The organism is Georgenia alba (assembly GCF_042665525.1).
GTDB classification, from domain to species: Bacteria; Actinomycetota; Actinomycetes; order Actinomycetales; family Actinomycetaceae; genus Allobogoriella; species Allobogoriella alba.
Genome location: NZ_JBHTCQ010000001.1, coordinates 1,565,763 through 1,591,391, shown reverse-complemented (window position 1 = coordinate 1,591,391; position 25,629 = coordinate 1,565,763). Strand labels below are relative to the sequence as shown.

Genomic DNA, 25,629 nt, shown 5'->3' with positions numbered 1-25,629 from the left:
GGCTCAGGACCGGCGGCGACGGTCCCGCGGCTTCTCCTGCCGGCGGCGGATGACGCCGTGCACGGTGCCGCGCCGGTCCGGCCGCCGCTCCGGCCGCCGCCATGCCGTCCGGGCGCCGCGGCCACGGACCCGGACCTTCGCGCGGGCCCGGAGGGTGAACGCGGCGATCACCGCGGAGATGAACGAGGCGACGAGCACCGAGAATCGCGAGGGGTCCGACTCGGGCGTGCCGGCGAAGGAGAGCTCGGCGATGAGCAGGGAGACGGTGAAGCCGATCCCGGCGAGCATCGCGACCCCGAGGAGGTCGGGCAGGTCCACGCCGTGCGCGAGCCGCAGCCGTGTCACGCGGGTCAGGACCGCCACGCCGCCCCAGATCCCGATGACCTTGCCGAGCACCAGCCCGCCGATCACGCCGAGGACCACGGGGTCGGTGACGAGCTCGCCGATCTCGGTGCCGACGACGGTGACGCCGGCGGCGAAGAACGCGAAGACCGGCAGCGCGAACCCGGCCGAGATCGGCTGGATCTTGTCGACGAAGCTGTGCGTCATCTGGTGGTGCTCGTCCCGCCGCGTCTTCGCCGGGACGGACATGCCGAGCAGCACGCCGGCCACGGTGGCGTGCACGCCGGCCTCGTGCATGAGCGCCCAGGCCACGAGGCCGATCGGCACGAGCAGCCACCAGCGGGTGATGCGGCGCTGGACGAGCAGGGCGAAGATCCCGACGGCCGCGAGCGAGCCGAGCAGTGGCAGGAAGTGGATCTCCTCGGTGTAGAACACCGCGATGACCGTGATGGCGAGGAGGTCGTCGACGACCGCGAGGGTGAGCAGGAAGACCCGCAGCGCCGGCGGCAGTCCCTTGCCGAAGATTCCCAGGAGCGCGACGGCGAAGGCGATGTCGGTGGCGGTCGGGATGGCCCAGCCGTGCATGGCGCCGGAGCCGGTTGCGGCCTGCACGCCGGCGTAGATGAGGGCGGGCACGACCATCCCGAGCACGGCCGCGAGCATGGGCAGGAGCGCCTCGTCGAGCTTTCGGAGCGAGCCGGTGATGAACTCGGTCTTCAGCTCCAGCCCGACCACGAAGAAGAAGATGGCGAGCAGCCCGTCGGCGGCCCAGGTGTGCAGGCTCAGGTCGAGGTGGAGCGCGGACGGCCCGACGACGAACTCGGCGAGCGCGTGGTAGGCCTCCCGCCACGGGGAGTTCGCCCACAGCAGCGCCAGCAGCGCGGCGGCGAGGAGGATCAGCCCGGCGAAGGTCTCGTCCTTCAGGCTGACGGCCATCCGCCGGTCGGCGGAGTGCTCCTCCCGGGTCGGGATGTGGTGGTGCTCGGAAGGCTCGCGGTGCGGCATACGCAGACTCTTTCGTGCTCGGTCGGTGATGTCACATCGCCGACCAGACTTCCCGGCACACCGCAGGCCACCCTACGGGACGCCGGCGCCGGTCCGCTCAACAGCTGCAGCGCGTCGGGCTCCAGACGTCCGCGAGGAGGTGGAGGGTCTCGTCCCCGAAGGGGTTGACGCCCTCACCCACCGCGAGAGTGTGCGCGAGCAGCGCGTGCAGGCACTTGACCCGCGTCGGCATCCCACCGGCGGAGACCCCGTCGATCTCGGGCACCGCACCGAGCTCGGCGCGCCGGCTCAGGTAGTCCTCGTGCGCCGCGCGGTAGCGGGCGGCGAGGTCCACGTCCTGGGCGAGCCGGGCGTTCATGCCCTCCATGACCTTCTCGGCCTCGAGCGTGCTCACCGCCTTCACCGCGGGCGGGCAGGTCAGGTAGTAGCTGGTGGGGAACGGCGTGCCGTCGTCGAGGCGTGGCGCGGTGCGCACCACCAGCGGCCGGCCGCAGACGCAACGCGCCGCGACCGCGACGAGGCCGCGCGGCACGCGCCCGAGCTGCTCCGTCAGCACCGCCACGTCGCGATCGGTCACGGCGGCCGGGTCGGTGTGCGGCGCGTCGGTGCCGGTGCGGTGCGAGGTCACCGGGCCATTGTCCTACGGCGTCTGCTCCTCCGTCGGCACCGTCAGCCCGGAGGGGTCCTCGTCGCCGACGGCGGACTCCCCGGCCACCTGGACGGACTCCCACGTGCGCAGGTACCACGGGGTGGCCGCGGCGCGCTCGGCCTCCCGCTGGGCAGCCTCGGCCTCGGCCTGGCTCTCCCCTCCGGTGACGGTCTCCGGGTCGACGACGACGTAGGGGGTCTCCCCGGGCATCACGTACCCGAGCCGGTCACGGGCCTGGGCCTGGACGTACCCGGGGTCTCGCCACCGCTCGAGCTGGCGCTGCAGCTCGGTGTTGCGCGCCCGCGCCTCTGCCACGTCCGCGTTCAGCTCCCGCAGCTGCTCCTGCTGGGCGACGGCGTACCGCAGCGTCGGGGCCACCACCGCGAAGGCGACGAGCACGACGATGAAGAGGGCGAGTGCGCGCAGGCTGATCGTGGGCCGCGGCTGCCCGTCCCCGCCACCGCCGAACGTGAGCGCGCGCCGTCCCCGGTTCTTCTTCTTCGGCGCCGGCTGACGGGTCGTCGGCCGGGGGGACCCGGATCCGCGGGCGCCGGACGGGCGGGACGTCGTGGGCCGCCGTCGGGACCCGCGGCGCGCCGAGGCCACGGGCGCGGCGGAGCCGCGCGGCGAGGTCGGGCGCCGAGAGGTCATGGCGTCATCGTCTCCCACGAGCGGCGGGATCTCCGGGAGCGGCGCGCAGGGGTCCGCCGAACCTGCGGCCCGGTACGAGCTCGCCCGACGTGCCGCCAGGGCGGCACGTCGGGCAAGCTCCAGGGCGGTACGGGTCAGGCGCGGGGGAAGGCGCTGCGTCCGGCGTAGACCGCCGCGTCGTCGAGCTCCTCCTCGATGCGCAGCAGCTGGTTGTACTTGTTGATCCGCTCGCCTCGGGCCGGCGCACCGGTCTTGATCTGGCCGGAGTTCACCGCCACCGAGAGGTCGGCGATGGTGGTGTCCTCCGTCTCGCCGGAGCGGTGGGAGACCATCGCGGTGAAGCCGTTGCGCTGGGCCAGGGCGACCGCGTCGAGGGTCTCGGTGAGCGAGCCGATCTGGTTGAGCTTGACCAGCAGCGAGTTCGCCGCACGCATCTCGATGCCGCGGGTGAGCCGCTCCGGGTTGGTGACGAAGAGGTCGTCCCCGACGATCTGCACGCGCTCACCGACCTGGCCGACCAGCTCGGCCCAGGAGTCCCACTCGTCCTCGCTGAGCGGGTCCTCGATGGAGACCAGCGGGTAGTCGGCGACGAGCTGCTGGTAGTACGAGACCATGTCCGCCGGGGTGTGCGCCTTGCCCTCGAACTGGTAGGCGCCGTCGGAGAAGAACTCGGTGGAGGCGACGTCGAGGGCGAGGGCGATGTCCTCGCCGGCCCGGTAGCCGGCCTTGTCGACGGCCTCGAGGATGAGGTCGAGCGCCTCGCGGTTCGAGCCGAGGTTCGGGGCGAAGCCGCCCTCGTCCCCGAGCCCGGTCGCCAGGCCGCGGGCCTTCAGCACCGACTTCAGGGCGTGATAGGTCTCGGTGCCCCAGCGCAGCGCCTCCTTGTAGGTCGGCGCGCCGATCGGGGCGATCATGAACTCCTGGATGTCGACGTCGGTGTCCGCGTGCGAACCGCCGTTGAGGATGTTCATCATCGGCACCGGCAGCAGGTAGGCGTTCGGGCCTCCGACGTACCGGAAGAGCGGCAGGCCGGCGGACTCGGCCGCGGCCTTGGCGACGGCGAGCGAGACGCCGAGGATCGCGTTGGCGCCGAGCTTCCCCTTGTTCGTGGACCCGTCCAGGTCGATGAGGGTCTGGTCGATGATCCGCTGCTCGGTCGCGTCGATGCCGAGCACCTCGGGCGCGATGGTGTCGATGACGGCGTCGACGGCGTGCTGCACGCCCTTGCCCAGGAAGCGCCCCTTGTCGCCGTCGCGGCGCTCGACCGCCTCGAACGCGCCGGTGGAGGCGCCGGACGGGACCGCGGCGCGCGCGACGGTGCCGTCCTCGAGCGCGACCTCGACCTCCACGGTGGGGTTGCCGCGCGAGTCGAGGATCTCGCGGGCTCCGACGGCCTCGATGCTGGCCACAGGGACTCCTTCGATCGGTGATGCTGCAGACGAGTCCCACCGTAGTACCCGCGACCGGCCGTCAGGCAGCCGCGAGGTGTCCGGGCCGTGGCCGCTCAGCCGCCCGGTGGAGCCGGCGTCTCCTCCGGCTGCCGGTGGATCCAGTCGTAGCTGGTGGGGACGATCTGCCCGGCGGCGTCGCGCGTGCCGTAGCGCGGGTTGACCTCGATCTCGGCCTGGTCGGTGGCCTCCCCGAGCTGGCCGAGGATCCGGTCGGCCTCCGGCGACTGGGCGATCTCGCCCTGCTGGAGCACGAACCGTGCGAGGTCCACGACGGCTGGCGAGAGACTCCCCGGCGCGGGCCGCCCTTGCGACGTGGCGACGTCCGTGAGCGTCTGGGTCACCTGCTGGTCGGAGTAGCCGAACCCGTGCTCGCGGGCGATGGGCTCGAAGAGCTCCGCCTGCACGAGGGTGTGCGCCACCTGGGACGCGGACACCTGCTGGCCACTGACCTCGACCCACTCGCGGGTGGCGTCATCGACGGCGTTCTCGCTGATCCGGGTTCCGTCGACGGTCGCTGCGGTGCCCGGCTGGGCCGAGCATCCGGCTGCTGCGGCGCCGGCCGCGGCGAGGGCGACGGCGCAACGGGCGAGACGGCTGCGGCGAAGGGTCACCGGTGAACCTCCGGGGTCGGGGAGAGCTGGACCGCGGTCAATCGTACGGGCATCGGTCCGCGGTGGGTGACCGGGCCGTCAGCCGGTCCCGGTGGCGGGCGCGTCCCCGCCCCGCAGGTGCGCGGCGAGCCGGTCGAGGTCGAGCCCCACGTCAGGCAGGCCGAGCCGGTCGGCGAGCTCGGCGACGACGGGCCGCGCGAGGCGCGCCTCGGACATGACCGCCGGGTCGGTGACGACCCGGTCCGTGGGACCGTCCGCCGCGACCCGGCCGCCCGTCATGACGACGACGCGGTCCGCGTGCCGCGCGGCGAACTCCATGTCGTGGGTGATCGTCGCGACGGCACGTCCGCGGCCGGTCAGCTGGCGGAGCAGCTCCCCGAGACGCTGCATCCCGGCCCGGTCCTGCCCCGCGGTCGGCTCGTCGAGGACCACGACCCGCGGGTCGACGGCGATGCAGGCGGCGATGGTCACGAACTTCCGGACGGAGAGCGGCAGGTCGTGCGGGTTCTCCCCCAGCACGTCCCTCAGCCCGGTGAGCTCCGCGGCAGTGGCGACGCGGTCCGCCCGTTCTTCCGGCGCGATCCGCAGCCGCCGCAGCCCGTACTCCACCTCGGCACGCACCGTGCTGTGGAAGATCTGGTCGTCGGGGTTCTGGAAGACGTAGCCGACCACCCGCGAGACCTGTGCCGTCGTGCGGTGGGACGTCTCGCCGCCCGCCACGCGCACGGTGCCGGAGGCCGGCCGGACGAGCGCGTTCATCATCTTCACGGTGGTGGTCTTGCCGGCGCCGTTCCGGCCGACGATCGCCACGGACTCCCCGGCCGCCACGGTGAGGGAGACGCCGTCGACCGCGCGGGTGCCGTCCGGGTAGACGTACGTGACGTCTCGGAGCTCGACGAGTGGCTGGTCGACCGGTCGCGGGCGGGCGTCCGGCGTCGTGCCGGCAGGGCCGGACGAGGCACGCAGGCTGGGACGAACCTGCGTGTGCCGAACCTGCTGGGGCGCGCCCTGCCGGGCCGACGGCGCGGCTGCGGGCGCGAGGGCTGCGGCGAGCGCGGCGACGTCGAGGCGCGGCCCGACCTCGACCCCGCGCTCGCGCAGGTCCGCGGCCAGGCGGGTGGCGGGCGGCAGGTCGGCGCCGCGCGCCGTCGTGCGCGGGTCGGTGAAGACCTCTGCTGGCGCGCCCGCGAGCGCCACCGTTCCACCGTCGAGCACGGCCACCTGGTCCGCGTGCCGTGCGACCAGCCCGGCCTTGTGCTCCACGAGCAGCACGGTCCGGCCGTCGTCCCGGGCCCGGGCGAGCAGCGCCAGCACCTCCTCGGTCGCCGCCGGGTCGAGCTGGCTGGTGGGCTCGTCCACGACGAGGACGGGCTGGTCCATGAGGAGGACCGCGGCGAGGGCCACCCGCTGCTGCTGACCGCCCGAGAGGGCGAAGGGATGTTTCCGGGCGAGGGCGGCAAGACCGGCCCGCTCGAGCATCTCCCGCACCCGGTCCCGGATCTCGGGCGGCGGGACGCCGAGGTTGCCCAGCCCGAACGCCAGCTCGTCGAAGACCGTGTCGGTGATGCCGCTCATCTGCGTGAACGGGTTCTGGAAGAGGTAGCCGACGTGCCGTGCGAGGACGTCCTCGTCGGCCGAGACGACGTCCACATCACCGACCCGGACCGAGCCGGTGAGCTCGCCGTTGTAGAAGTGGGGCGCGAAGCCCCGCACCGCGTGGCACAGCGTCGTCTTCCCGGCGCCGTTCGCCCCGACGACGGCGCACATGGTGCCGGGCTCCACGCGCAGCGAGACGTCGCTGAGGGCCGGCGCGTCCGCGGCCGGGTAGGTGTACGTCAGCCCTGTCACCTCCACGGCGCTCCCGGCACCTCGGGTCACCGGGCCCACAGCAGGACCCTCCCGGCGACGGCGAGCGCGAGCACGGCGAGCAGGACGAGGCGGATCACCCGGTCGGCCCGGGTGTCCAGGACGGCGTACAGCGAGGTCCGCGGCCCGGTGAGGGTGAAGCCGCGGGACTGCAGTGCGAGGGCCTTCTCCTCCACGGACAGGACGGAGCCGACGATGAGCGGGACGAGCGTGGGCAGGAAGGCGCGCACCCGGACGAACCAGGATCCGTCCGTCTCCACCCCGCGGGCACGCTGCGCGTCGAGGATCACGGTCATCTGCTTGCCGGTCTCGGGAATGAGGTTGAGCGCGGCGACGACGACATAGGTCGCCTTGGGCGGGACACGGCGGCGCTCCAGCTCGAGGATGAGGCGACGCCGGGTGACGAGCTGGGCCGCGAGCACGAGAGGTGTGGCGACACCGAGAATCCGCTGGGCGAACGTCCATCCGCGCTGCAGTCCCTCGACCGTGACGTCGAAGATCCAGATCTCGACCAGGGCACGCTCACCGGCGATGAACACGCCCTGCATCAGGACGATCACCACGCTGAGGAGGAGCGCCGTCGACGCCCAGACGACGGCGAAGCTGCGGAGCCGTCCCCCCGCCACTGCGAGCGCGGCGCACACGAGGACGACGGCGAGCACCGAGAGCGTGCCGAAGAGCTGCGACGTCACGGCGAGGACGACGGCCGCGCACGCGACGGTCGTCGGGTTGAGGTCGCGGAGCCGGTTCCCCTCGCGGACGAGCTCGACGCCCGGCGGCGCGGCGGTCACGAAGTGACGGTGCTGCCGCCGCGTGCCTTCTTGCGCCCCGCGACGAAGACCTCCCCGTGCGGGAAACGCAGCAGGGCACGGTCCGAGATCGCGCGCACCACGAGGACCGCGATCAGCACGGAGGCGGCCTTGTCGAGTACCTCCCCGACCACGTGTGACGCGAGAACCGACTGGAAGAGGGACAGTCCCGTGCTGTCGTGGATCAGGCCGGTCAGGACGGAGACGCCGGACGTGGTGAAGCCGCCGAACAGCCACGTGGTGATCGCGGCGCTGACGAGGATCGAGGAGACGGCCACGATGAGGAAGCCGCCGACCGTGCCGCCCCAGCTGGTGAACCAGCCGCGGCGGGCGAGGACGCCGACGACCAGGCCCATGAGTCCGGCCAGGCCGGCCCACGGCAGCATCGTGGGGTCTCCGACCGAGAGCACCATGACGCTGAGGAGCCCGGTGATCAGGCCGATCCACGGCCCGGCCAGCATGGCGACCAGGTAGGTGCCGATCGAGTCGAGGAACACCCACAGCTGCAGCGTCTTCGCCAGGCTCCCCCCGGCGAAGTTGATCGCGACGGCCACCGGGATGAGCAGGATCGCCATCAGGGTGAAGTCCCGCTTGATCGAGGCACCGAGGCCCATGAGTGCTCCTTCGTCCGTGCCCGGGCGGGTCCGAGTCTCCCGAGTTTCCCGCGCGCGGTGGGGACTGTCCAACACATCGGGCGGGCGGCGGCCCGTCGTTACGATTCCGAGATGGCCACCCCCTCGCCTCCTTCGGCGCGCCTGGACTCACTGCCCTTCACCCGCGAGCACGGGCGCCTGCTGACCGGGTCGGGGATCGGCTGGGCGCTCGACGCGATGGACGTCGGACTCATCTCGTTCATCATCGCGGCCCTGGCGCAGGAGTGGCGGCTGAGCCCGGCCGAGACGGGGTGGATCACGTCGGTCGGCTTCCTCGGCATGGCCATCGGGGCGAGCCTCGGCGGCCTGCTGGCGGACAAGTTCGGCCGCCGGACGGTCTTCGCGGTCACGCTCCTGGTCTACGGGCTGGCCACCGGTGCCAGCGCACTGGTCGGCAGCGTCGCACTGCTGCTGGTGCTGCGGTTCGTCGTCGGGCTGGGGCTCGGCTCGGAGCTCCCGGTCGCCTCGACGTACATCAGCGAGTTCGCGCCGGCACGGATCCGCGGGCGGCTGGTGGTGCTGCTCGAGGCGTTCTGGGCCGTCGGCTGGACCGCTGCCGCCGTCGTCGGCTACTTCGTGGTGCCGCTGGAGAACGGCTGGCGGTGGGCGTTCGCCATCGGCGCCGTCCCGGCCGCGTACGCCCTGTGGGTGCGCTGGGCGCTGCCGGAGTCGCCGCGCTTCCTCGAGACGCGGGGCCGGGTAGCGGAGTCCGAGGCGATCGTCCGGCGCTTCGAGGCCGCCGCCGGCGGCACGCCGCACGAGGCGGACGAGGTGTCCGGGCTGCCCGCCGCACCCCGGGGGCTGGCCGGGATCGCGGCTCTGTGGACGCCGGCGCTGCGGGTGCGCACGGCCGCCCTGTGGACGGTCTGGTTCGGCGTGAACTTCTCCTACTACGGGGCGTTCATCTGGATCCCGTCGATCCTCGTGGAGAGCGGCTTCTCGCTGGTGCGGTCCTTCTCCTTCACGCTGATCATCACGCTGGCGCAGCTGCCCGGTTACGCCGTCGCCGCGTGGCTCATCGAGGTCTGGGGCCGGCGCTCCACCCTCGCGACCTTCCTCGCCGGGTCGGCCGTCGCGGCCGTGCTCTTCGGCACGGCCGCGACGGAGTGGCAGATCATCGCGTTCGGGATGATGCTCTCGTTCTTCAACCTCGGCGCGTGGGGCGCGCTGTACGCCGTGAGCCCGGAGATCTACCCGACCGCCGTGCGGGCCACCGGCGCGGGGTCGGCCGCCGCGGCCGGGCGCGTCGCGTCGATCCTGGCGCCGCTGTTCGTCCCGTGGGCGCTGGCGACCTGGGGCGTGCCGCCCCTCTTCGTGGTCTTCTCGGCGTGCTTCGGGGTGGCCGCCCTCGCCACGGTCCCGCTCGTGGACCGGACCGGGCAGGCGCTGGACGCACCGGCCGCCGTCAGAGGTTGACGGTCACGTCCGCGTCCTGGCGCAGCTCGGACACGAGCGTCTGCATCGCCTGCCCCTCCTTCTGGGACCGGACCTGCTGCTCGAGCTGCGGGCGCATCTCCTCGAAGCTCGGGACCTGCTGGCCGCCCTGACCGCCCTGGCCGCCGGCCTGCCCCTGGGCCGACATCTGCTCGTAGAGCTGCCTCAGCTCCTGCTCGCTGGGCGAGGTGTCCCCGCCCTCCTCGGCGACGAGCTTGTCGATCTCGACCTGCGTCTCGAGCTGGTCCATGACCTCCTCCCGGTCCATGCCCTGCTGCTGCATGGCGGACATGAGCTCGTCGCGGGATCCGAGGCCGCTGGACTGCATGACCTCGTCGAGGGCTCCGTCGATGTCCTGCTGGGTGACCTCGTAGTCGCGGCTGTCGGCCTCCTGGGTGAGGAGCTCGGTGCCGACCATGCTCTCCACGGTCTGCTGCTTGATCTGCTCCTGGTCGACCTGCTGGCCGGACATCTGCGCCTGCATGGCCGCCTGCTGGAGCTGGGCCTGGAACGTCGAGGCGAACTCCTCGCGGGAGATCTCCTCACCGTTCACGACGGCGACGGTGGCCGGCACGCCCTCGAGGTCCGGCTCGGGCATCTGCGGCTGCTGACCGCCGCCCTGACCGCCTCCTTGTCCGCTGCCCGGACCGGCGGGGGCGGTGGTGGACTGCTCCGGCGACGGCGAGGCGGCCTCGTCGCCCGCGTCGTCGCACGCGGCGACACCGAGGGCGAGGGCGGCCACCAGGCCGAGCAAGGACATCTTGCGCATGGTCGTGCTCCTTCAGGTCGGGGGGAGCGACGGCGAGCCGTCCACGCTACGCGTCCGCACGCCGTGTGACGAACGCGCGCACGGGCGACGTCGGTCACTCCTGGCTCGCGCCGCCCCTCGCCCCGACGGCGGCCGCCGCGGAGACCGAGGAGGTCAGGACCGCGTCGATGAGCTCATCCACCCACCCCAGCAGCTCGGCGTCCTTGAGCGGCTTCCCGCCGAGCTTGGCCGTCATGGGGAAGGGCACGAGGATCGCCCGCACGGCGGGCTTGAGCACCGTCTGCGGGTACAGCCGCTTGAGGCGCAGCTGGGCCGACTCCGGCAGCTCGACCGGCGCGAAGCGCACGTACCGGCCCTGGCCGGTGATCTCGGTGAGCCCGACCTCGCGGGCCTTCTCCCGCAGCGCGGCGACGGCGAAGAGCCGCTCCACCGGCTCGGGCACCGGCCCGTAGCGGTCCGTCAGCTCCTCGCGCAGGTTCCGGCGCGCCGACTCCTCGTCCGCGGCGGAGATCTTCGCGTACGCCTCCAGCCGGAGCCGTTCGTGCGCGATGTAGTCGTGCGGGATGTGCGCGTCGACGGGCAGCTCGACCCGGACGTCCGCCTTCTCCTTCGCCGCATCCGACTCGCCGCGGAACTCGGCGACGGCGTCGGAGACCATCCGGACGTACAGGTCGAAGCCCACCCCGGCGATGTGGCCGGACTGCTCCCCGCCGAGGAGGTTGCCGGCGCCGCGGATCTCCAGGTCCTTCATGGCCACCTGGATCCCGGACCCGAGGTCGGTGTGCGCGGCGATGGTGGCGAGCCGGTCGTGCGCGGTCTCCGTCAGCGGCCGCTCGGGCGGGTAGAAGAAGTAGGCGTACGCGCGCTCGCGTCCGCGGCCGACCCGGCCGCGCAGCTGATGGGCCTGGGACAGGCCGAGCTGGTCGGCGCGTTCGACGATGAGGGTGTTGGCGTTGGAGATGTCCAGCCCGGTCTCGACGATCGTGGTGCACACGAGGACGTCGAAGTCCTTGTTCCAGAAGTCCTGGATGACCTTCTCGAGCTGGTGCTCGTTCATCCGCCCGTGCGCGACGGCGATCCGGGCCTCGGGGACCAGCTCCGCCAGACGGGCCGCGGCCTTGGTGATGGACTGCACGCGGTTGTGGACGTAGAAGACCTGGCCCTCGCGCAGCAGCTCGCGGCGGATGGCGGCCGCGACCTGCTTCTCCTCGTACGCGCCGACGAAGGTCAGCACGGGGTGGCGCTCCTCCGGCGGGGTGGCGAGGGTCGACATCTCGCGGATCCCGGTGATCGCCATCTCCAAGGTCCGCGGGATGGGCGTGGCGGACATGGCCAGCACGTCGACGTTCGTGCGCAGCTGCTTGAGGGTCTCCTTGTGCTCGACGCCGAATCGCTGCTCCTCGTCGACGACCACCAGGCCGAGGTCCTTGAACCGCACCTCCCCGGTCAGGAGCCGGTGCGTGCCGATGACGACGTCGATGGTGCCCGCGCGGACGCCCTCGCGGACCTCGGCGGCCTCGGCGTCGGTCTGGAACCGCGAGAGGGCGCGGACGGTGACGGGGAAGCCGGCGTACCGCTCGGAGAAGGTGTCGAGGTGCTGCTGGACGAGCAGCGTCGTGGGGACCAGGACGGCCACCTGCTTGCCGTCCTGCACCGCCTTGAACGCGGCCCGCACGGCGATCTCGGTCTTGCCGTACCCGACGTCGCCGCTGATCAGGCGATCCATCGGGTGCGCCTTCTCCATGTCCGCCTTGACCTCGTCGATGGTCACGACCTGGTCCGGGGTCTCGATGTGCGGGAAGGCGTCCTCGAGCTCGCGCTGCCACGGTGTGTCCGGGCCGAAGGCGTGCCCCTGGGTGGACATCCGGGCGGCGTAGAGCCGGATGAGCTCGGCGGCGATCTTGCGCACCGCCTTGCGGGCGGACGCCTTGGTCTTCGCCCAGTCCGCTCCGCCCATCTTGGACAGGGTCGGCGCCTCCCCGCCGGTGTACTTGGTGACCTGGTCGAGGGAGTCCGTGGGCACGAACAGCCGATCCCCCGGCTGGTTACGCTTGGACGGCGCGTACTCGACGACGAGATACTCACGACTCACGGCGTCTTTCCCGGTGCCGACCGTCCGCTTGACGAGCTCGACGAACCGCCCGACGCCGTGCTGCTCGTGCACGACGTAGTCGCCCGCCCGCAGCGCGAGCGGGTCGACGACGTTGCGCCGCCGGGACGGCATCTTGCGCATGTCACGGGTCGAGGTGCCGGCGCGGCCCGTGATGTCGGACTCCGTGACGAGCGCAAGCTTGAGCTCGGGCGCCACGAAGCTGCGCCCGGTGGCCGCGGTGGTCACGTAGACGACCGCCGGCTCCGGCTCGTCGGGGACCTCCTCGACGAGTCGTGCCGGGACGTCGGAGGCCATGAGCTGCTCCGTCATGCGCCGGGCGGGTCCCGGCCCCTCCGTGGTCAGCACCAGGTGCCAGCCCGCATGCACCAGCTCGGCCAGGTCCCGCAGCGCCTTCTCGACGTCGCCCGAGTACCGCTCGACGTCGCGGGCCCCGACCGACAGGACGGGTGAGTCGTCCGACCCGTCTGCGGCTGGGACCTCCTCGAACGCGCTCAGCTCGGTGTCCGTGGGCAGGGCCGAGAACGACCACCAGCCCAGCCCCCGGGTCAGGGCGAGGGCGCGGGCCTCGGCGAGGTCGGCGAAGGACGCGGCGCGCAGGTCGAGCGGGACCTTGCCGCCCTGCGCGGCCGAGGCCCAGGCCGCCGCGAGGAACTCCTCGGTGGTGGCGACCAGGTCGTGGGCGCGGCGGCGGACCCGCTCGGGATCCGACAGCACGACGAGCGACCCGTCCGGGACGAGGTCGAGCACGGGCTGCATACCGTCGGCGAGCACCGGGGCCAGGGACTCCATGCCCTCGACGGCGATGCCCTCCGCGACCTTCTCCAGCAGGTCCCGGGCGCCGGGCAGGTCGTCGGCGAGGCGGCGGGCGCGGTCCCGGACCCGCTCGTGCAGCAGCAGCTCCCGGCACGGCGGTGCCCACAGCTGCGCGGCCGGCTCGAGGGACCGCTGGTCGGCGACGGCGAAGGACCGGATCTCGTCGACCTCGTCGCCCCACAGCTCGAGACGCAGCGGATGGTCCTCGGTGGGTGGGAAGACGTCGAGGATGCCGCCGCGCACGGCGAACTCGCCGCGGCGCTCGACCATGTCCACCCGGGTGTAGGCGGCGTCGGCGAGGTCGGTGACGAGCTGCTCGAGGTCCACCGTGTCCCCGACCTCGAGGGAGACCGGCTCCAGGTCGCCGAGGCCCGTGACGATCGGCTGGAGCAGCGCGCGCACCGGCAGGACGAGGACGCGGATCGGGCCGGTTCGGGTGCCCTCCTGGCCCGGATGGGTCAGGCGGCGCAGCACCGCGAGCCGCCGCGCGACGGTGTCGCTGCGTGGCGAGAGCCGCTCGTGCGGGAGCGTCTCCCAGGCGGGGAACGAGGCGACCGCGTGCTCGGGAAGCATGTTGCGCAGGGCGGCGACGGCGTCGTCGGCCTCGCGTCCGGTGGCGGTCACCACGACCACGGGGCGCCGTTCGGCGATGCCGGCGGCCAGCGGCGCGCGGACCCCGAGGGCAGCGTTGACGTGCACCATCGCCGGCAGCGGGGATCCGGCGTCACCGGCGAGGCGGATGGCGTCGGCGACGGCCGGGTCGCGGCGGAGCAGCGGGAGCAGTCCGGTGAGCTTCATGGGTCCTTCGGCAGGTGGTGGACCGGGCAGGCGAGCCGTCCGCAGCGGGCGCGCGGGCAGCACGTCAGCCCCGCATCCAGGCCGGATGCGGGGGTCGACGAAGGAGTCTACGCGCCGCCGGTCACCTGTCCGAGCGGACGTCGCGCAGGCTCTCGACGATCCGCGCGAAGTCCTCGCCCCCGTGCCCGGCCTCGACCTGCCGCCGGCGCAGCTCCTCGACCATGGCGACGGGTGCCGGGTCCACGCCCTGCTCCACACTCGCCCTGATCAGGAGGCCGAGGTCGGACCAGTCGAGACTCTGCCCTGCGGTCGTGCAGTCACCGCCGTCGACCGTCCGGGCGTCCTCGGTGAACGTGCCCGTCATCGCCGCGAGGAACGGGGTGGCGCGCCGCGCGCGAGCAGCTCGGTGGCTCGTCCGGGCGTGCGGTTCCAGACCACGACGTCGCGTCCGGCGTCGAGGAGCGCGGACGCGAGCGCGGTGCCCATGGCGCCGAGTCCGAGCAGGCTCACCGCACTCATCGCGGGCTCCGGATGCCGTCGATGATCCGGGTCCAGTTGTCCCGGCCGTGGCCGTCCTCGATCACGCGGCGATAGTGGCGCTGGACGGCCCGCGGCAGCGTGAGGTCGAGGTCCGCCGCCTGGCTCGCCGCGACGATGTGGTCGGCAGTCGCCCCCATCATCAGAGCCGTGCTGAGGTCTCCGGGGTGCCGGCCGGCGTCGATGAGGGTGCCGACGTCCTCGCCCGCGGCGAGCATCGCGGGGATGCCGGTCAGCGTCTCCATCAGCTCCGGCAGGACCTCGCGGGCAGGCATCCCCGCGGATCCCATGAGCGCGGCGGCGTGCATGAGGGAGGAGAGCGCGGTGAGGAAGACGTCGAGGTGGGCGAGGTACATCAGCTGCGCCAGCCCGGGATCCGCGCCGAGGTAGCGCGGTGTGCCGATGCGGGCCAGCGCGGCCCGGTGGCGTTCCAGCAGGTCGGCCGGGCCGCTGTAGTACACGACGGATGCGTCGGTGCCCACCATCGGTGCGGGCGCCATCACGCCACCGGTGAGCAGCTCCGCGCCGTGCCGGCGGGCCCAGGCCGCCGCCTGCCGGGTGCGTTCCGGGGTGTCCGAGCTGAGGTTGGCGAGCGTGCGGCCGGCCAGTGCCCCGTCGACCGCGGCGAGGATGTCGTACATCGCCTGGTAGTCGGTGAGGCTCAGGATCACCAGGGGGCTCGCCGCGACCGCCTCGGCCGGCGTCGCGGCCGCCGTGGCACCGTCCGCGACCACGCCCTCCGCGCGGGCCGCGGTCCGGTTCCACACGGTGACCGGGTGGCCGGCGTCCAGCAGGCTCCGCGTCATCGCCCGGCCCATGGGTCCGAGCCCGATCACGGTCACCGGCTCATGCGTGCTCATCGGGTCTGCTCCTCCTGGTCCGTGGGTGCCGGTCACCATGCTCCAGCGGTACGGTGTTCGGCGGAAGTACGCACTTGAAACTGCGGTACTTACTTCTTGGTGAGTGGAGGGGTTCCCGTGGCGTCGTCACCCCGGCGCGGCCCGTACATCTGCGGCATCGACGCGGCGATGGACGTGCTCAGCGGCAAGTGGAAGGGCCTGATCCTCTGGGAGCTCGAGGCGCACGGCGTCCGGCGGTTCGCCGAGCTCCGGCGCGGACTGCCGGGGGTCAGCGAGAAGATGCTGACCCAGCACCTGCGGGAGATGGAGCAGGACGGCCTCGTCCACCGTGAGGTCTACGCGGAGGTGCCGCCCCGCGTGGAGTACTCCCTCACCGAGCACGGCCGCACCCTGAACGCGGCGCTCGCGCCGCTGGGCGCGTGGGGCAGCGACCGGATCCGGCGCGAGCGGTCCGAGCTCGTCGAGCACGCCGACGCCGCCGCCATGCCGCGCCCCTGACATCCGGGCTCGCGCGCGGACCTCACGCGTCCTGGGCGGCGAACTGCGTCGCATACAGCTCGGCGTACAGACCGCCCGCCGCGAGGAGCGCGGTGTGCGTGCCGCGTTCCCGGATCCGCCCCTGGTCGAGGACGACGATCTCGTCGGCCCGGCGCACCGTGGAGAGCCGATGGGCGATGACGATCGAGGTGCGGCCCGTCATCGCCGAGTCGAGCGCGAGCTGGACGGCGGCCTCCGACTCGGAGTCCAGGTGCGCCGTCGCCTCGTCGAGGACCACCACGCGCGGCTGGCGCAGCAGCAGCCGGGCGATGGCCACGCGCTGCTTCTCCCCGCCGGACAGCCGGTGGCCACGGTCCCCCACCACCGTGTCCAGACCGTCAGGCAGGCGCAGCACCAGCGGCTCGACGTGCGCGGCCCGCAACGCCGCCATGAGGTCGTCGTCGGTGGCCTCGGGCCGTGCGTAGAGCAGGTTGGCGCGCAGCGTGTCGTGGAAGAGGTGGGCGTCCTGGGTGACGACGCCGATCGCCTCGTGGATGCTCGCCTGGCGGACCGTGCGCAGGTCCACGCCGCCGACGCGGACGGTCCCCGAGGTCGGGTCGTACAGCCGGGAGACGAGCGTGGACATCGTGGTCTTGCCCGCACCGGACGGCCCCACGAGGGCGAGCATGGAACCCGGTTCGACCCGCAACGAGACGTCGTGCAGGACCTGCTCGTCCGGCCGCCGCAGGCCGTTGGCCGACGTGCCGGCCCCCTCGGTCCCGCCGAGCGCCCCGTCGTCGCCGCCGCCCTCGGCGCGGACGGGTCCGCCGTCCGCGTGCCCACCCTCGAGGGAGGCGAGGGAGACGCTACCGGCCTCCGGGTAGGAGAAGCTCACGTCCTCCAGCTCGACGGCGAGCGGCCCGGCGGGCAGGTCGGTCGCGTCGGGTGCGTCGACCAGCAGCGGCTCGAGGTCCAGCACCTCGAAGACGCGCTCGAAGCTGACCAACGCGCTCATGACGTCGACCTGGACGTTGCTCAGGGCCGAGACCGGACCGTACAGCCGGCCCAGCAGGCCGGCGAACGCCACGAGCGTCCCGACGCTCACCGACCCCGCGATCGCCAGCACGCCGCCGGCGCCGTACACGAGCGCCGTCGCGAGCGACGCCATCGCGCCGAGCGCCGCGAAGAAGACCACGCTGCTCATCGCCGTTCGCACGCCCACGTCGCGCACCGCCTCGGCCCGCTCGGCGTACTCCGCCTCCTCGCGCTCGCGGGAGCCGAAGAGCTTGACCAGCAGGGCGCCACCGACGTTGAACCGTTCGGTCATCCGGTTCCCGAGCTCGGCGTTGAGCTCCATGCCGCGCCGGTTCAGGGCCGCCAGGCGGCGCCCGACGCGCCGGCCGGGCAGCAGCAGGAGCGGCACGATCGCGAGCGCCAGCAGGGTGATCTGCCAGGACAGCGCCAGCATCGTCACGAGCACCACCAGCACGGAGATCACGTTCGAGACGACCCCGGACAGCGTCGAGGTGAAGGCCCGCTGGGCACCGACGACGTCGGAGTTGAGCCGGGTGACGAGCGAGCCGGTCTGGCTGCGGGTGAAGAACGCGATCGACTGCTGCTGGACGTGCGCGAAGACGTCCGTGCGCAGGTCGTAGATGAGTCCTTCGCCGATCCGCGCGGAGAACCAGCGCTGGAGCATCGTCAGCAGCCCCTCGCCGACCGCGACGGCAGCAACCAGCGTCGCGAGGATCACCACGAGGCGCCGGTCGCCGGCGGCCACGCCGTCGTCGATGATCCGTTGCAGCAGCAGCGGCGTCGCGACGACGAGGAGCGCCCCGGCGACCACCAGGGCGAGGAACCAGCCGATGAGGAACCGGTACGGCCGGGCGTAGCCGAGCACCCGTCGCGTGGTGCCGGGTGCGAGCCGGCGGTCCTTGACGGACTGGTCCTGGTACAGGCTGCGTCCCAGACCGCCCATCCCCCGCATGCCCATGCTCATGGTCCGGCCGACTCCCCTCCGTGCGGCGCCGGGCCGGCGCCGCACCGTCAGCGTCCCTCAGGGCACTGACACCGGCCAAGCGGTTTCGCGCAGGGCAGGACCGCAGAACCGCAGGTCGTGCCCGGGCGCACGCGCCGGGGCGGCATTCACGCCGGTGCGGAGGAGAGCCGCTCCGGGTCGTCGGCGTGCGCCTTGGTGAGCAGGCTGACGACGACCAGGGCGGCGACCGAGAGGGGCAGGGCGACCAGGACGCTGTTCCAGTCGTACGGCTTGTCGAGGGCGAACTCCCAGCCGACGGTGGCCACGATCCCGACGACGATCGAGGTGATGCTGCCCGCCGGTGTCGCCCGCTTCCACAGGAAGGCTGCCAGCAGCGACGGCGTCACGACCGCTCCGTACATCGTGTACGAGAACACCTGGATCTCCAGCACCGTCGGGAAGAGCTCTCCGATCCCGAAGGCCACCAGCGCAAGGAGCAGGATCGCGATCCGGGAGAGCCTGAGCTGTCGCTGCGAGGACATCGGCCGTCGCGAGACGCGGCCGTAGATGTCGTGCACCAGGTTCGAGCTGCAGGACAGGAGGTAGGAGTTGCCGGTCGTGATGATGAACGCGGTCCCGGCCATGAGCAGCAGGGCGCCCACCCCGACCGGGAGCTCGTCCGAGGCCAGCCGTAGGATCGCGGTGTCCGGCGCGATGGCCGGCAGCAGCACCACTGCGGTCGACGCGAGCACGATCACGGCGCCGTAGAAGAACACGTCTCCCGCGAGGAAGCCCAGGGTCGCCCTCTTCGCGATGCTGGGCGATCGCGCGGCGGCGAAACGCTGGTACATGTTCTGGTCGCCCAGGATCAGCAGGAGGGTCGGCAGGACGAAGCCCAGCATCTGGATGGGCGTCAGACCGCCGGTCCACGTCAGGTGGTCCGCGGGGAGGGACTGCGACAGGCCGTCGAACCCACCGACGCCGATGAGCGCGAACACCACCCCACCGGCCAGCCCGAGCGTGATGACCAGCGCGCTCATCGCGTCCGTCCAGGCCACCGAGACCAACCCGCCGGCCAGGGCGAGGAAGACGATGACGACGAGCCCCACGACCTTGGCGATGTCCTCCGAGAAGCCGGTCGTGAGGTGGAGGATGTAGCCGAGGCCGCGGACCTGCTCCGACATGATCGCGGTGTAGGCCAGCAGGATCGCGACGGCGGTCACCAGGCGCACGACCGGTCCGTACCGCGTCTCCATGATCTCGGGCACGGTGTACTTGCTGTGCTGACGGATCCGGGCCGCCAGGAACACGTAGAGGATCAGGATCCCGAGGGGCGCGCCGATCGAGTAGAAGATGCTCGCGAGCGGGCCGTAGGTGTAGGTGAAGCTGGCTCGGCCGACGATCGTGCCGGCCCCGGTCCACGTCGCGAGCAGGGTGCCGGTGAGCACGAGCCGGCCCAGGCGCTGGCCGGCGAGCATGAAGTCGTGGTTGTTGCGCACCCGTCGGGTCGCGACGACCCCGATGACGACCATGGCCACCACGTACAGGCAGATGGCGACGAGGATGATCGTGTCCCTCATCGGCGACCTCCCGCGCCGGCGGCGGCACGGACCGGCCGGCCCGCCTGGACCACCGTCCTGATGTTCCGGGGATCTGCGAGCATCTCGATGTCGGCCAACGGATCTCCCTCGAGGACGACGAGATCCGCGTGCGCACCGGGCGCGAGCGTCCCGATCTCACCGACCATGCCGAGCAGCTCGGCCGCCGTGGTGGTCGCGGAACGGATGACGTCGATCGGCCGCTGGACCTCGGCGCGGATCCGGAACTCCGCGTTCTGGTGCCGCAGCATCCCGCCGAGCAGGTCCGTCCCGAACGCGATGCGGACACCGGCCGCGGCGGCGCGATCCAACGCACCGAGGCCTCCGGTGAGGACCTCGTCGACCTTCTCCCAGCTCTCCTGAGGCAGTCCGTGCTCCCTCCCCTCGTCCTTGAGGGCGGAGTACGTGACCAGGGTCGGCACGAGGAAGGCGTCACGCTCCAGGAAGAGGTCCACCGTGGTGTCGTCGAGCAGGTTGCCGTGCTCGACGCAGCGCACGCCGGCCTCGAGCGCCCGGTTGATCGCCGCGGCGGGGTAGGCGTGGACCGTCACGTACCGTCCGGCCGCCTCGGCCTCCTCGACGGCCGCCCGGATCTCCTCGCGGGAGTACTGCGTCGAGTCGATCCGGTCACCGAGCGAGGAGACGCCGCCGGAGACGTGGACCTTGATGTGGTGGGCGCCGCGGCGCAGCTCCTCGCGGGCGGCGCGGCGCACCTCGTCCACACCGTCGGCGACGCGGCCGGTGCCGGAGCAGCAGTGCGGCGGGACGATCTCGTTCGCCTCGACCGGCCGCTTGTCACCGTGCCCACCGGTCTGGCTCAAGCCCTTGCCGCCGTACACGAGGCGGGGGCCGCGCACGAGGCCGCGCGCCCACGCCCGGGCCAGGCCGTAGTCCCCTCCGCCGGTGTCCCGGACGGTGGTGAAGCCGTGGTCGAGCATCGTGCCCATCCGCTGGACGGCCCCGGCGGTCACGTAGCTCGGCGGGAGCCCGGCGACCTCCGTGAGGTTGCCGGTCACCGCGACCACGTGCACGTGGCAGTCCACCAGGCCAGGCAGCACGTGGGCGCCGCGTGCGTCGTGCACGGGCACGCCCGCCGGCGGTCGGAGCCCCGGACCGACCTCGGCGACCCGGCCGTCGACGCACAGCACGTCGGCCTCGACGTATGTGCCCTTCTCGACATCGAGCACCTGCGCGTTCCGCACCAGGAGCGAGCTCGTCATCCTCACACCTCTCGACAGGACGGGTTGACCACGTAGTAGAGCCGCGACGAGCATTTCTGTCAACATTCAGGAATCTCCTTTTATCTTCGTTCACACACCGCGCTGTGCTAGAAACGTCCTGTGCAGAGTGGTCCGCTTGAGCCGGGCGACCTCGACCTCGTCGCCGCCCTCCAGATCGCTCCCCGCGCGGGCGTTCGCCTGCTCGCGGACGTCCTCGGCGTCTCTCCGGCCACGGTGAGCAAGCGCCTCGCTCGGCTCCGGGAGCGTCACGCGCTACGGATCGTGGGACAGGGCCCGTGGTCGCTCGGCAGCGACGCCACGCCGTACCACGTCTGGATCGCGACCCGACCCGGCTGGAGTGACGCCGTCGCCGAGGCGATCACGGAGCTGGACGAGGCCCAGTTCGTGGCCGTCACCGCGGGCAGGGCCGACGTGTACTGCATCCTCCATCCGTTCCACCGGTCGGACGGCGCGGCGCTGCTCGGTACCCGGCTGCCTGCCATCGACGGCATCGTCCGCACCCGCGCGGAGCTGGGCCTGCGCCGGTACTTCTCAGGATCGGGCTGGCGCCTGCGACGCCTGGATGCCGAGCAGGAGGCTCAGCTCGCCGAGCACCGCCAGGGGCCGTTGCCGAAGGCCGCCGAGGTGCTCGGGCCGGACGAGGTACGGGTGGCCGGGGTGCTGCGCCACGACGGGCGGTCGAGCACCGCCGAGATCGCGCGACAGCTGGGGATGAGCGCGTCGACCGCCTATCGCGTCACCCAGTCGCTGCTGAGCCGTGGTCTCGTCCAGCCCCGTGTCGAGATCGAGCCCGCCGTGCTCGGGTACCCGCTCGAGGTGGTCCTGTCGACGTCGACCGCGCCGGGGTCCATGGAGGACGTCGCCCGGGCACTCTCGGACCTGCCGTCCGCGCGGTACGTGACGACGGTCGCCGGAACGTCCTCGGTCATCCACCAGGCCCTGTTCCGGCACGAGGACGACCTGGCCGACTTCCTCTCCCAGGACCTGGGTCGTCAGCGCGGGGTGACGACGTTCGAGATCTCGGTCGTCCTCCGGGTGCTGACACGGTACTGGTCGAAGCCCGCCGAGCCGGGCGCCGGACGGGCCGGCGTCAGCCCGGCGGCGCGGCGGCCAGGACGGCGACCTCGGCGGCCGTGAGGCTGCGTGAGAAGAGGTGGACCTCGTCGAGGGCACCCGCGAGGGGTCGGAAGCCGCTCGGCTCGGCTCCCAGGCCGAGACCGAGGACGTTGCTGGCGATGGCAGGCGGACCGGGTGCGGAGGCTTCGAGCTCGCCGTCGACGTAGATCCGCATGGTGGTTCCGTCGTAGGTGCCGACGACATGGACCCAACGCCCGGCCCGGTAGCGGGTGCTCGAGTCCACCCGGAACACGTCTCCCGAGGTCGCCTGGTTGAACCTCAGGAAGATGCTTCGTGAGTTCGCCAGGCCGAGCTCGAAGCCATCGGTGCTGCCCTGCGCTGCCTTCTTGGCGATGTACTGCGTCCCCGTGGCGTCCGGCCGCACCCAGGCCGCGACCGTCATGGGCCCGGTGAGGTTCAGCGCTCCCGCCCTCGGGACGAGGGCGTAGCCGCCGCTGCCGTCGAGCGCGAGCGCACTGCCCCGCTGTCCCTCCGCCCAGCCGGCGTCGCCCTGGAGCTGGGCGCTCAGGCCGTTGCCCGAGGAGTCCGCGGCCACCGGACCCTGCCCGTCGTCCATCGACCACGCCCCGACGTCGCCACGGAGGCTCGGTGGGGGTGTCGGTTCCGGTTCCGGGGTGGGCTCAGGCGTGGGCTCAGGCGTCGGCTCAGGCGTCGGCTCCGGCGTGGGCTCGGGCGTCGGCTCCGGCGTGGGCTCGGGCGTCGGCTCCGGCGTGGGCTCCGGTTCCGGCGTCGGCGTGGGGCCCGGGTCTGCCGCCGGGCCGGCGAGCTCCGCGATCTCCTGCGCGGTCAGGGCCCGGCCGAAGAGGTGGACCCCGTCGAGAGCGCCGTCCAGCGGCCGGGCACCGTTCGGCTCGGCGCCCAGGCCGAGTGCGAGGCTGTTCGTACCCACCGAGTCGGGACCCGCGACCGAGGCCTCGAGGGCGCCGTCGACGTAGATCCGCATCGTCGTGCCGTCGTACGTGCCCGCGAGGTGCACCCACTGACCAGTGGCATAGGACGAGCTCGTGTTGACGCGGTAGGTGTCACCGGACGAGGCCTGGTTGAGCCGGAGGAACGCCGTTCCCGAGCTCGCCAGGCCGAGCTCGTAGCCGTCCCGGCTCCGTTGGGTCGCCTTCTTCACCACGTACTGCGTGGCGGCGACGTCGGTGCGCACCCATGCGGCCACCGTGAGGGCGTCGGCCGGGTCCAGATCCGGTGCGTCGGGCACGGTCGCGTACCCACCGCCGTCGAGCAGGAGCGCGCCGCCGTCCTGGCCGGCGCCCCAGGCGGCGGAGCCCTGCAGGGCTCCGTCGTGCCCGAGACCCGAGCCGTCCGCGACGAGGGCGCCGTCGCCGTCGTCCATGAGCCAGACGCCGCGCGCGCCGACGGCAGCCAGGATGGCGACGTCGACGCGGGCGGGCGCGGACCACCGGCCGTCCTCGCGCACCCGGAAGGTGAAGAAGTCGGTCCCGACGGCACCGGGGTCCGGGGCGTAGGTGAACGAGCCGCCCTCGCGGAGCGTGAGCGTCCCGTGCTGCGGCCCGTCGACCACCTCGTACGCCAGCGCTCCACCGTCGGCGGGGACGGCCCGGAGGGTGCCGTCGACCGGGGTGCCGCGGGTGGTCTCGACGGATCCGTCGATCGCCGTCGGGAGCCCCGGGGTCGCCGCCGAGCTCGCGAGCACCGAGATCTCGTCCGCACTCAGCGCTCGGCCGTGGACCGCCACGGCGTCCAGGCCACCGGCCAGCGGGCGCAGGCCTCCGGGCTGGGCGCCGAGGGCGAGCGCCAGACTGTTCCGACCGATCGACTCCGGCCCGGGCGCCGACGCCTCCTCGACGCCGTCGACGAAGATGCGCATCGTGGAGCCGTCGTACGTCGCGGCCAGATGGACCCACGTCTGCCCGTCGTCCGGGTAGGACGAGGTCGCGTCGACGCGGAACTCGTCTCCCGCGGAGTCCTGGTTGAGCCGCAGGAAGGCGTGGCCCGAGCTGGACAGACCGAGCTCGTACCCGTCCTGCGCACCCTGGGTGGCCTTCTTCACCACGTACTGCGTGCGGGTGGCGGTCGGCCGCACCCAGGCGGAGATCGTCAACGGACCCGAGATGTCGAGGGGCGCTGCGTGCGGGACGACGGCGTAGTCGCCCGCCCCACCGAGGTTCAGGGCCCCGCCCGACCTGCCGTCCACCCATGCGGGCGTGCCGACCAGCTCGGCATGGTTCCCCAGCCCTGAGCCGTCCACGGCGACCGATCCCTCACCGTCGTCCAGCGCCCAGCTGCCCCGGATGCCGTCGGCCCCGCCGATCGTGACCGAGACGGTTCCGGGTGCCGAGACCGCGTCACCCTCGAGGACACGGAAGGTGAAGGAGTCCTGTCCGACGGTGTCCGGGTCCGGGGTGTAGCGGTAGGCACCCGACGTCGGGTCGAGCAGCTCGACGGTCCCGGACCGCGGTGCGCCGTCGAGCTCGAACCGCAGCGGCCCACCACTCCCCGCGCGACCCTCCAGCCGTCCCTCGACGACCACGCCGCGCTCCGTCTCGACCGAGGCGTCGAGGGCCGCCGGGGCGCCGGGCTCGGCAGCGGCCGTCAGCCGGACGCTGTGCGCGGTCGACACCGCCGCGGCCATGACGACGACGTCGTCCGTCCACGGGTCCTTGGTGGCGGTGACGTTGTTGAAGTTCCCGTCCATCGCGACCGCGGCGCCGCCGCCGAAGTCGATGTCGTCGACGGCGGTGGTCTTGACCAGGATGTTGTCGAAGTTGGTGCTCTCCGTGTAGAAGACCGAGAGCGTCCCCTCGCGGTCGTTGACCAGCACGATCGGGCGGGTGCCGATGTCGTCGACCTCGTGGAACGGGTCCCAGGTCCCGTTCGGGTGGCGGACGAGCAGTCCGATGACCGGCCGTGAGGAGCTGTTGTAGGACGTCTTGACCGCTGCGTACACGGTGCCGTTGCCGGCGACCGCGAGGTTGAGGTGGTCGTCCGCCATGCCGTCGCCGTAGTCCAGGGCGTCGTCGTCGCCCGGAACCTCGTCCGATGTCCACGTCTCCGGCGCGGCACCATCGACGTGGGTGCGGAACCCGAACCGCTCGGTGTTCTGGTTCGACCACATGACGGCGACCCGGCCGGGAAGCGCGGCCACCACCGCGATGTCGTCGACCGCGATGTTCGACGCGAGGCGCACCGGCGACGAGAACGAGGTGTACGGGGCGGCCGCATGCCGCACCTCGACGGTGCTGCGGCCGTCCGAGGCGAGCCACATGCGCCCCGTGGAGTCGATGTCGATCGTGCCGGTCTCGCTGTCCGGCAGGGAGACCGGCGTGGCGTTCGGCCGTCTCGACCACGGCTGGTACGTCCCCCGCTCGGGGTCGTACTCGACCGACACCAGTGCGCTGGACGGGCCGTGCAGCAGGAGGTGCACGACGCTGCCGACGGGCTTGACGTCGGCACGGACCGTCGTCGAGCTCGAGACGCGGACCACCGGCGTCCAGGAGCCGGCGTCGTGCCTCCATATCCACGTGCCGGCAGGCGACACGGAGGAGGTCGCGAGCACGGCCCACCAGGTCCCGTCGTGGAACCACGTCTTGGACTGCGGCTTCTCGCCGGTGTTCACCGTCACCGGGATGCCGGCGCTGACCGCGGGTGGCTCGTCCGGCGGCAGGACGACCGTCGGGAGGACCAGGGCCGGATTGACGGTCGGCACGGAGACGGCGGGAGAGGCGTTCGCGGCGGACGGGCCGGCAGACACGAACCCTGCCACGAGCGCCACGGCCGCCAGCGCGCGCACCAGCAGCCCCGTCCACCTCTGTGTCGCCGGCATGCGGCCGAGCATGGCCCGGGCCGAGAGCTTCTACCAGCGCCTCG

Annotated in this window: 20 protein-coding genes; 3 read left to right on the top strand and 17 right to left on the bottom strand. The window is 72.7% G+C overall.

Annotated features, from left to right (window positions below):
* Positions 1–3 precede the first annotated feature (3 nt).
* The 8 genes from nhaA to ACFQQL_RS07250 all read right to left on the bottom strand — a co-directional run bounded on the left by nhaA (position 4) and on the right by ACFQQL_RS07250 (position 7,998).
* Positions 4–1,347, bottom strand: coding sequence for a Na+/H+ antiporter NhaA (gene nhaA / locus ACFQQL_RS07285; protein WP_382392748.1), 1,344 nt, complete (start codon positions 1,345–1,347; stop codon positions 4–6).
* Positions 1,348–1,444: 97 nt separating this feature from the next.
* Positions 1,445–1,975, bottom strand: a complete 531-nt coding sequence (locus ACFQQL_RS07280; protein ID WP_382392746.1) for a DUF501 domain-containing protein — start codon at positions 1,973–1,975, stop codon at positions 1,445–1,447.
* Positions 1,976–1,987: 12 nt separating this feature from the next.
* Positions 1,988–2,647: an FtsB family cell division protein gene (locus ACFQQL_RS07275; RefSeq protein ID WP_382392744.1), complete on the bottom strand. Its 660-nt coding sequence runs from the start codon at positions 2,645–2,647 to the stop codon at positions 1,988–1,990.
* 134 nt (positions 2,648–2,781) lie between these two features.
* Positions 2,782–4,056: a phosphopyruvate hydratase gene (gene eno / locus ACFQQL_RS07270; RefSeq protein ID WP_382392742.1), complete on the bottom strand. Its 1,275-nt coding sequence runs from the start codon at positions 4,054–4,056 to the stop codon at positions 2,782–2,784.
* A 95-nt stretch (positions 4,057–4,151) separates the two neighbouring features.
* Positions 4,152–4,709, bottom strand: a complete 558-nt coding sequence (locus ACFQQL_RS07265) for a SurA N-terminal domain-containing protein (RefSeq protein ID WP_382392740.1) — start codon at positions 4,707–4,709, stop codon at positions 4,152–4,154.
* 78 nt (positions 4,710–4,787) lie between these two features.
* The gene (locus ACFQQL_RS07260) at positions 4,788–6,563 is read right to left on the bottom strand and encodes an ABC transporter ATP-binding protein (protein WP_382392738.1); all 1,776 of its coding nucleotides are present in this window, start codon (positions 6,561–6,563) and stop codon (positions 4,788–4,790) included.
* Between the two features lie 20 nt (positions 6,564–6,583).
* The gene (locus tag ACFQQL_RS07255) at positions 6,584–7,366 is read right to left on the bottom strand and encodes an energy-coupling factor transporter transmembrane component T (protein ID WP_382392736.1); all 783 of its coding nucleotides are present in this window, start codon (positions 7,364–7,366) and stop codon (positions 6,584–6,586) included.
* Entirely contained in the window at positions 7,363–7,998 is a 636-nt protein-coding gene (locus tag ACFQQL_RS07250) for a hypothetical protein (RefSeq protein ID WP_382392734.1), read from the bottom strand. Before ACFQQL_RS07250 ends, ACFQQL_RS07255 begins: the two co-directional genes overlap by 4 nt.
* A 111-nt stretch (positions 7,999–8,109) precedes the next feature.
* On the opposite strand from ACFQQL_RS07250, the gene ACFQQL_RS07245 reads away from it, so the two are divergent.
* Positions 8,110–9,453, top strand: a complete 1,344-nt coding sequence (locus ACFQQL_RS07245) for an MFS transporter (protein ID WP_382392732.1) — start codon at positions 8,110–8,112, stop codon at positions 9,451–9,453.
* On the opposite strand, the gene ACFQQL_RS07240 is transcribed toward ACFQQL_RS07245, so the two are convergent.
* From ACFQQL_RS07240 to ACFQQL_RS07220, 5 genes are all read right to left on the bottom strand, one after another.
* A complete protein-coding gene (locus ACFQQL_RS07240; RefSeq protein ID WP_382392730.1) occupies positions 9,443–10,240 on the bottom strand; it encodes a SurA N-terminal domain-containing protein in 798 nt (265 codons plus the stop codon). The genes ACFQQL_RS07245 and ACFQQL_RS07240 overlap by 11 nt on opposite strands.
* 94 nt (positions 10,241–10,334) lie before the next feature.
* Entirely contained in the window at positions 10,335–13,964 is a 3,630-nt protein-coding gene (gene mfd / locus ACFQQL_RS07235; RefSeq protein ID WP_382392728.1) for a transcription-repair coupling factor, read from the bottom strand.
* A gap of 121 nt (positions 13,965–14,085) precedes the next feature.
* A complete protein-coding gene (locus ACFQQL_RS07230; protein ID WP_382392726.1) occupies positions 14,086–14,328 on the bottom strand; it encodes an imine reductase family protein in 243 nt (80 codons plus the stop codon).
* Positions 14,325–14,483 (bottom strand): NAD(P)-binding domain-containing protein, encoded by a 159-nt coding sequence (locus ACFQQL_RS07225; protein ID WP_382392724.1) that lies wholly within the window; start codon positions 14,481–14,483, stop codon positions 14,325–14,327. The genes ACFQQL_RS07230 and ACFQQL_RS07225 overlap by 4 nt, the downstream gene beginning before the upstream one ends.
* Complete coding sequence (locus ACFQQL_RS07220) at positions 14,480–15,361, bottom strand: NAD(P)-dependent oxidoreductase (RefSeq protein ID WP_382392722.1); 882 nt, start codon at positions 15,359–15,361, stop codon at positions 14,480–14,482. The genes ACFQQL_RS07225 and ACFQQL_RS07220 overlap by 4 nt, the downstream gene beginning before the upstream one ends.
* A gap of 117 nt (positions 15,362–15,478) precedes the next feature.
* On the opposite strand from ACFQQL_RS07220, the gene ACFQQL_RS07215 reads away from it, so the two are divergent.
* The gene (locus ACFQQL_RS07215) at positions 15,479–15,859 is read left to right on the top strand and encodes a winged helix-turn-helix transcriptional regulator (protein ID WP_382392720.1); all 381 of its coding nucleotides are present in this window, start codon (positions 15,479–15,481) and stop codon (positions 15,857–15,859) included.
* A gap of 22 nt (positions 15,860–15,881) precedes the next feature.
* Here the strand turns inward: ACFQQL_RS07215 and ACFQQL_RS07210 are convergent, their stop codons facing one another.
* The 3 genes from ACFQQL_RS07210 to ACFQQL_RS07200 all read right to left on the bottom strand — a co-directional run bounded on the left by ACFQQL_RS07210 (position 15,882) and on the right by ACFQQL_RS07200 (position 20,634).
* On the bottom strand, positions 15,882–17,837 hold the full coding sequence (locus ACFQQL_RS07210) for an ABC transporter ATP-binding protein (RefSeq protein ID WP_465253994.1): 1,956 nt from the start codon (positions 17,835–17,837) through the stop codon (positions 15,882–15,884).
* Positions 17,838–17,983: 146 nt separating this feature from the next.
* Positions 17,984–19,396 (bottom strand): sodium:solute symporter family protein, encoded by a 1,413-nt coding sequence (locus tag ACFQQL_RS07205; RefSeq protein WP_382392718.1) that lies wholly within the window; start codon positions 19,394–19,396, stop codon positions 17,984–17,986.
* A complete protein-coding gene (locus ACFQQL_RS07200; RefSeq protein ID WP_382392716.1) occupies positions 19,393–20,634 on the bottom strand; it encodes a metal-dependent hydrolase family protein in 1,242 nt (413 codons plus the stop codon). The genes ACFQQL_RS07205 and ACFQQL_RS07200 overlap by 4 nt, the downstream gene beginning before the upstream one ends.
* A gap of 120 nt (positions 20,635–20,754) precedes the next feature.
* On the opposite strand from ACFQQL_RS07200, the gene ACFQQL_RS07195 reads away from it, so the two are divergent.
* On the top strand, positions 20,755–21,792 hold the full coding sequence (locus ACFQQL_RS07195) for an Lrp/AsnC family transcriptional regulator (protein ID WP_382392714.1): 1,038 nt from the start codon (positions 20,755–20,757) through the stop codon (positions 21,790–21,792).
* Here ACFQQL_RS07195 and ACFQQL_RS07190 read toward each other — a convergent pair.
* On the bottom strand, positions 21,746–25,585 hold the full coding sequence (locus ACFQQL_RS07190; protein ID WP_382392712.1) for a LamG-like jellyroll fold domain-containing protein: 3,840 nt from the start codon (positions 25,583–25,585) through the stop codon (positions 21,746–21,748). The genes ACFQQL_RS07195 and ACFQQL_RS07190 overlap by 47 nt on opposite strands.
* Positions 25,586–25,629: the final 44 nt, after the last annotated feature.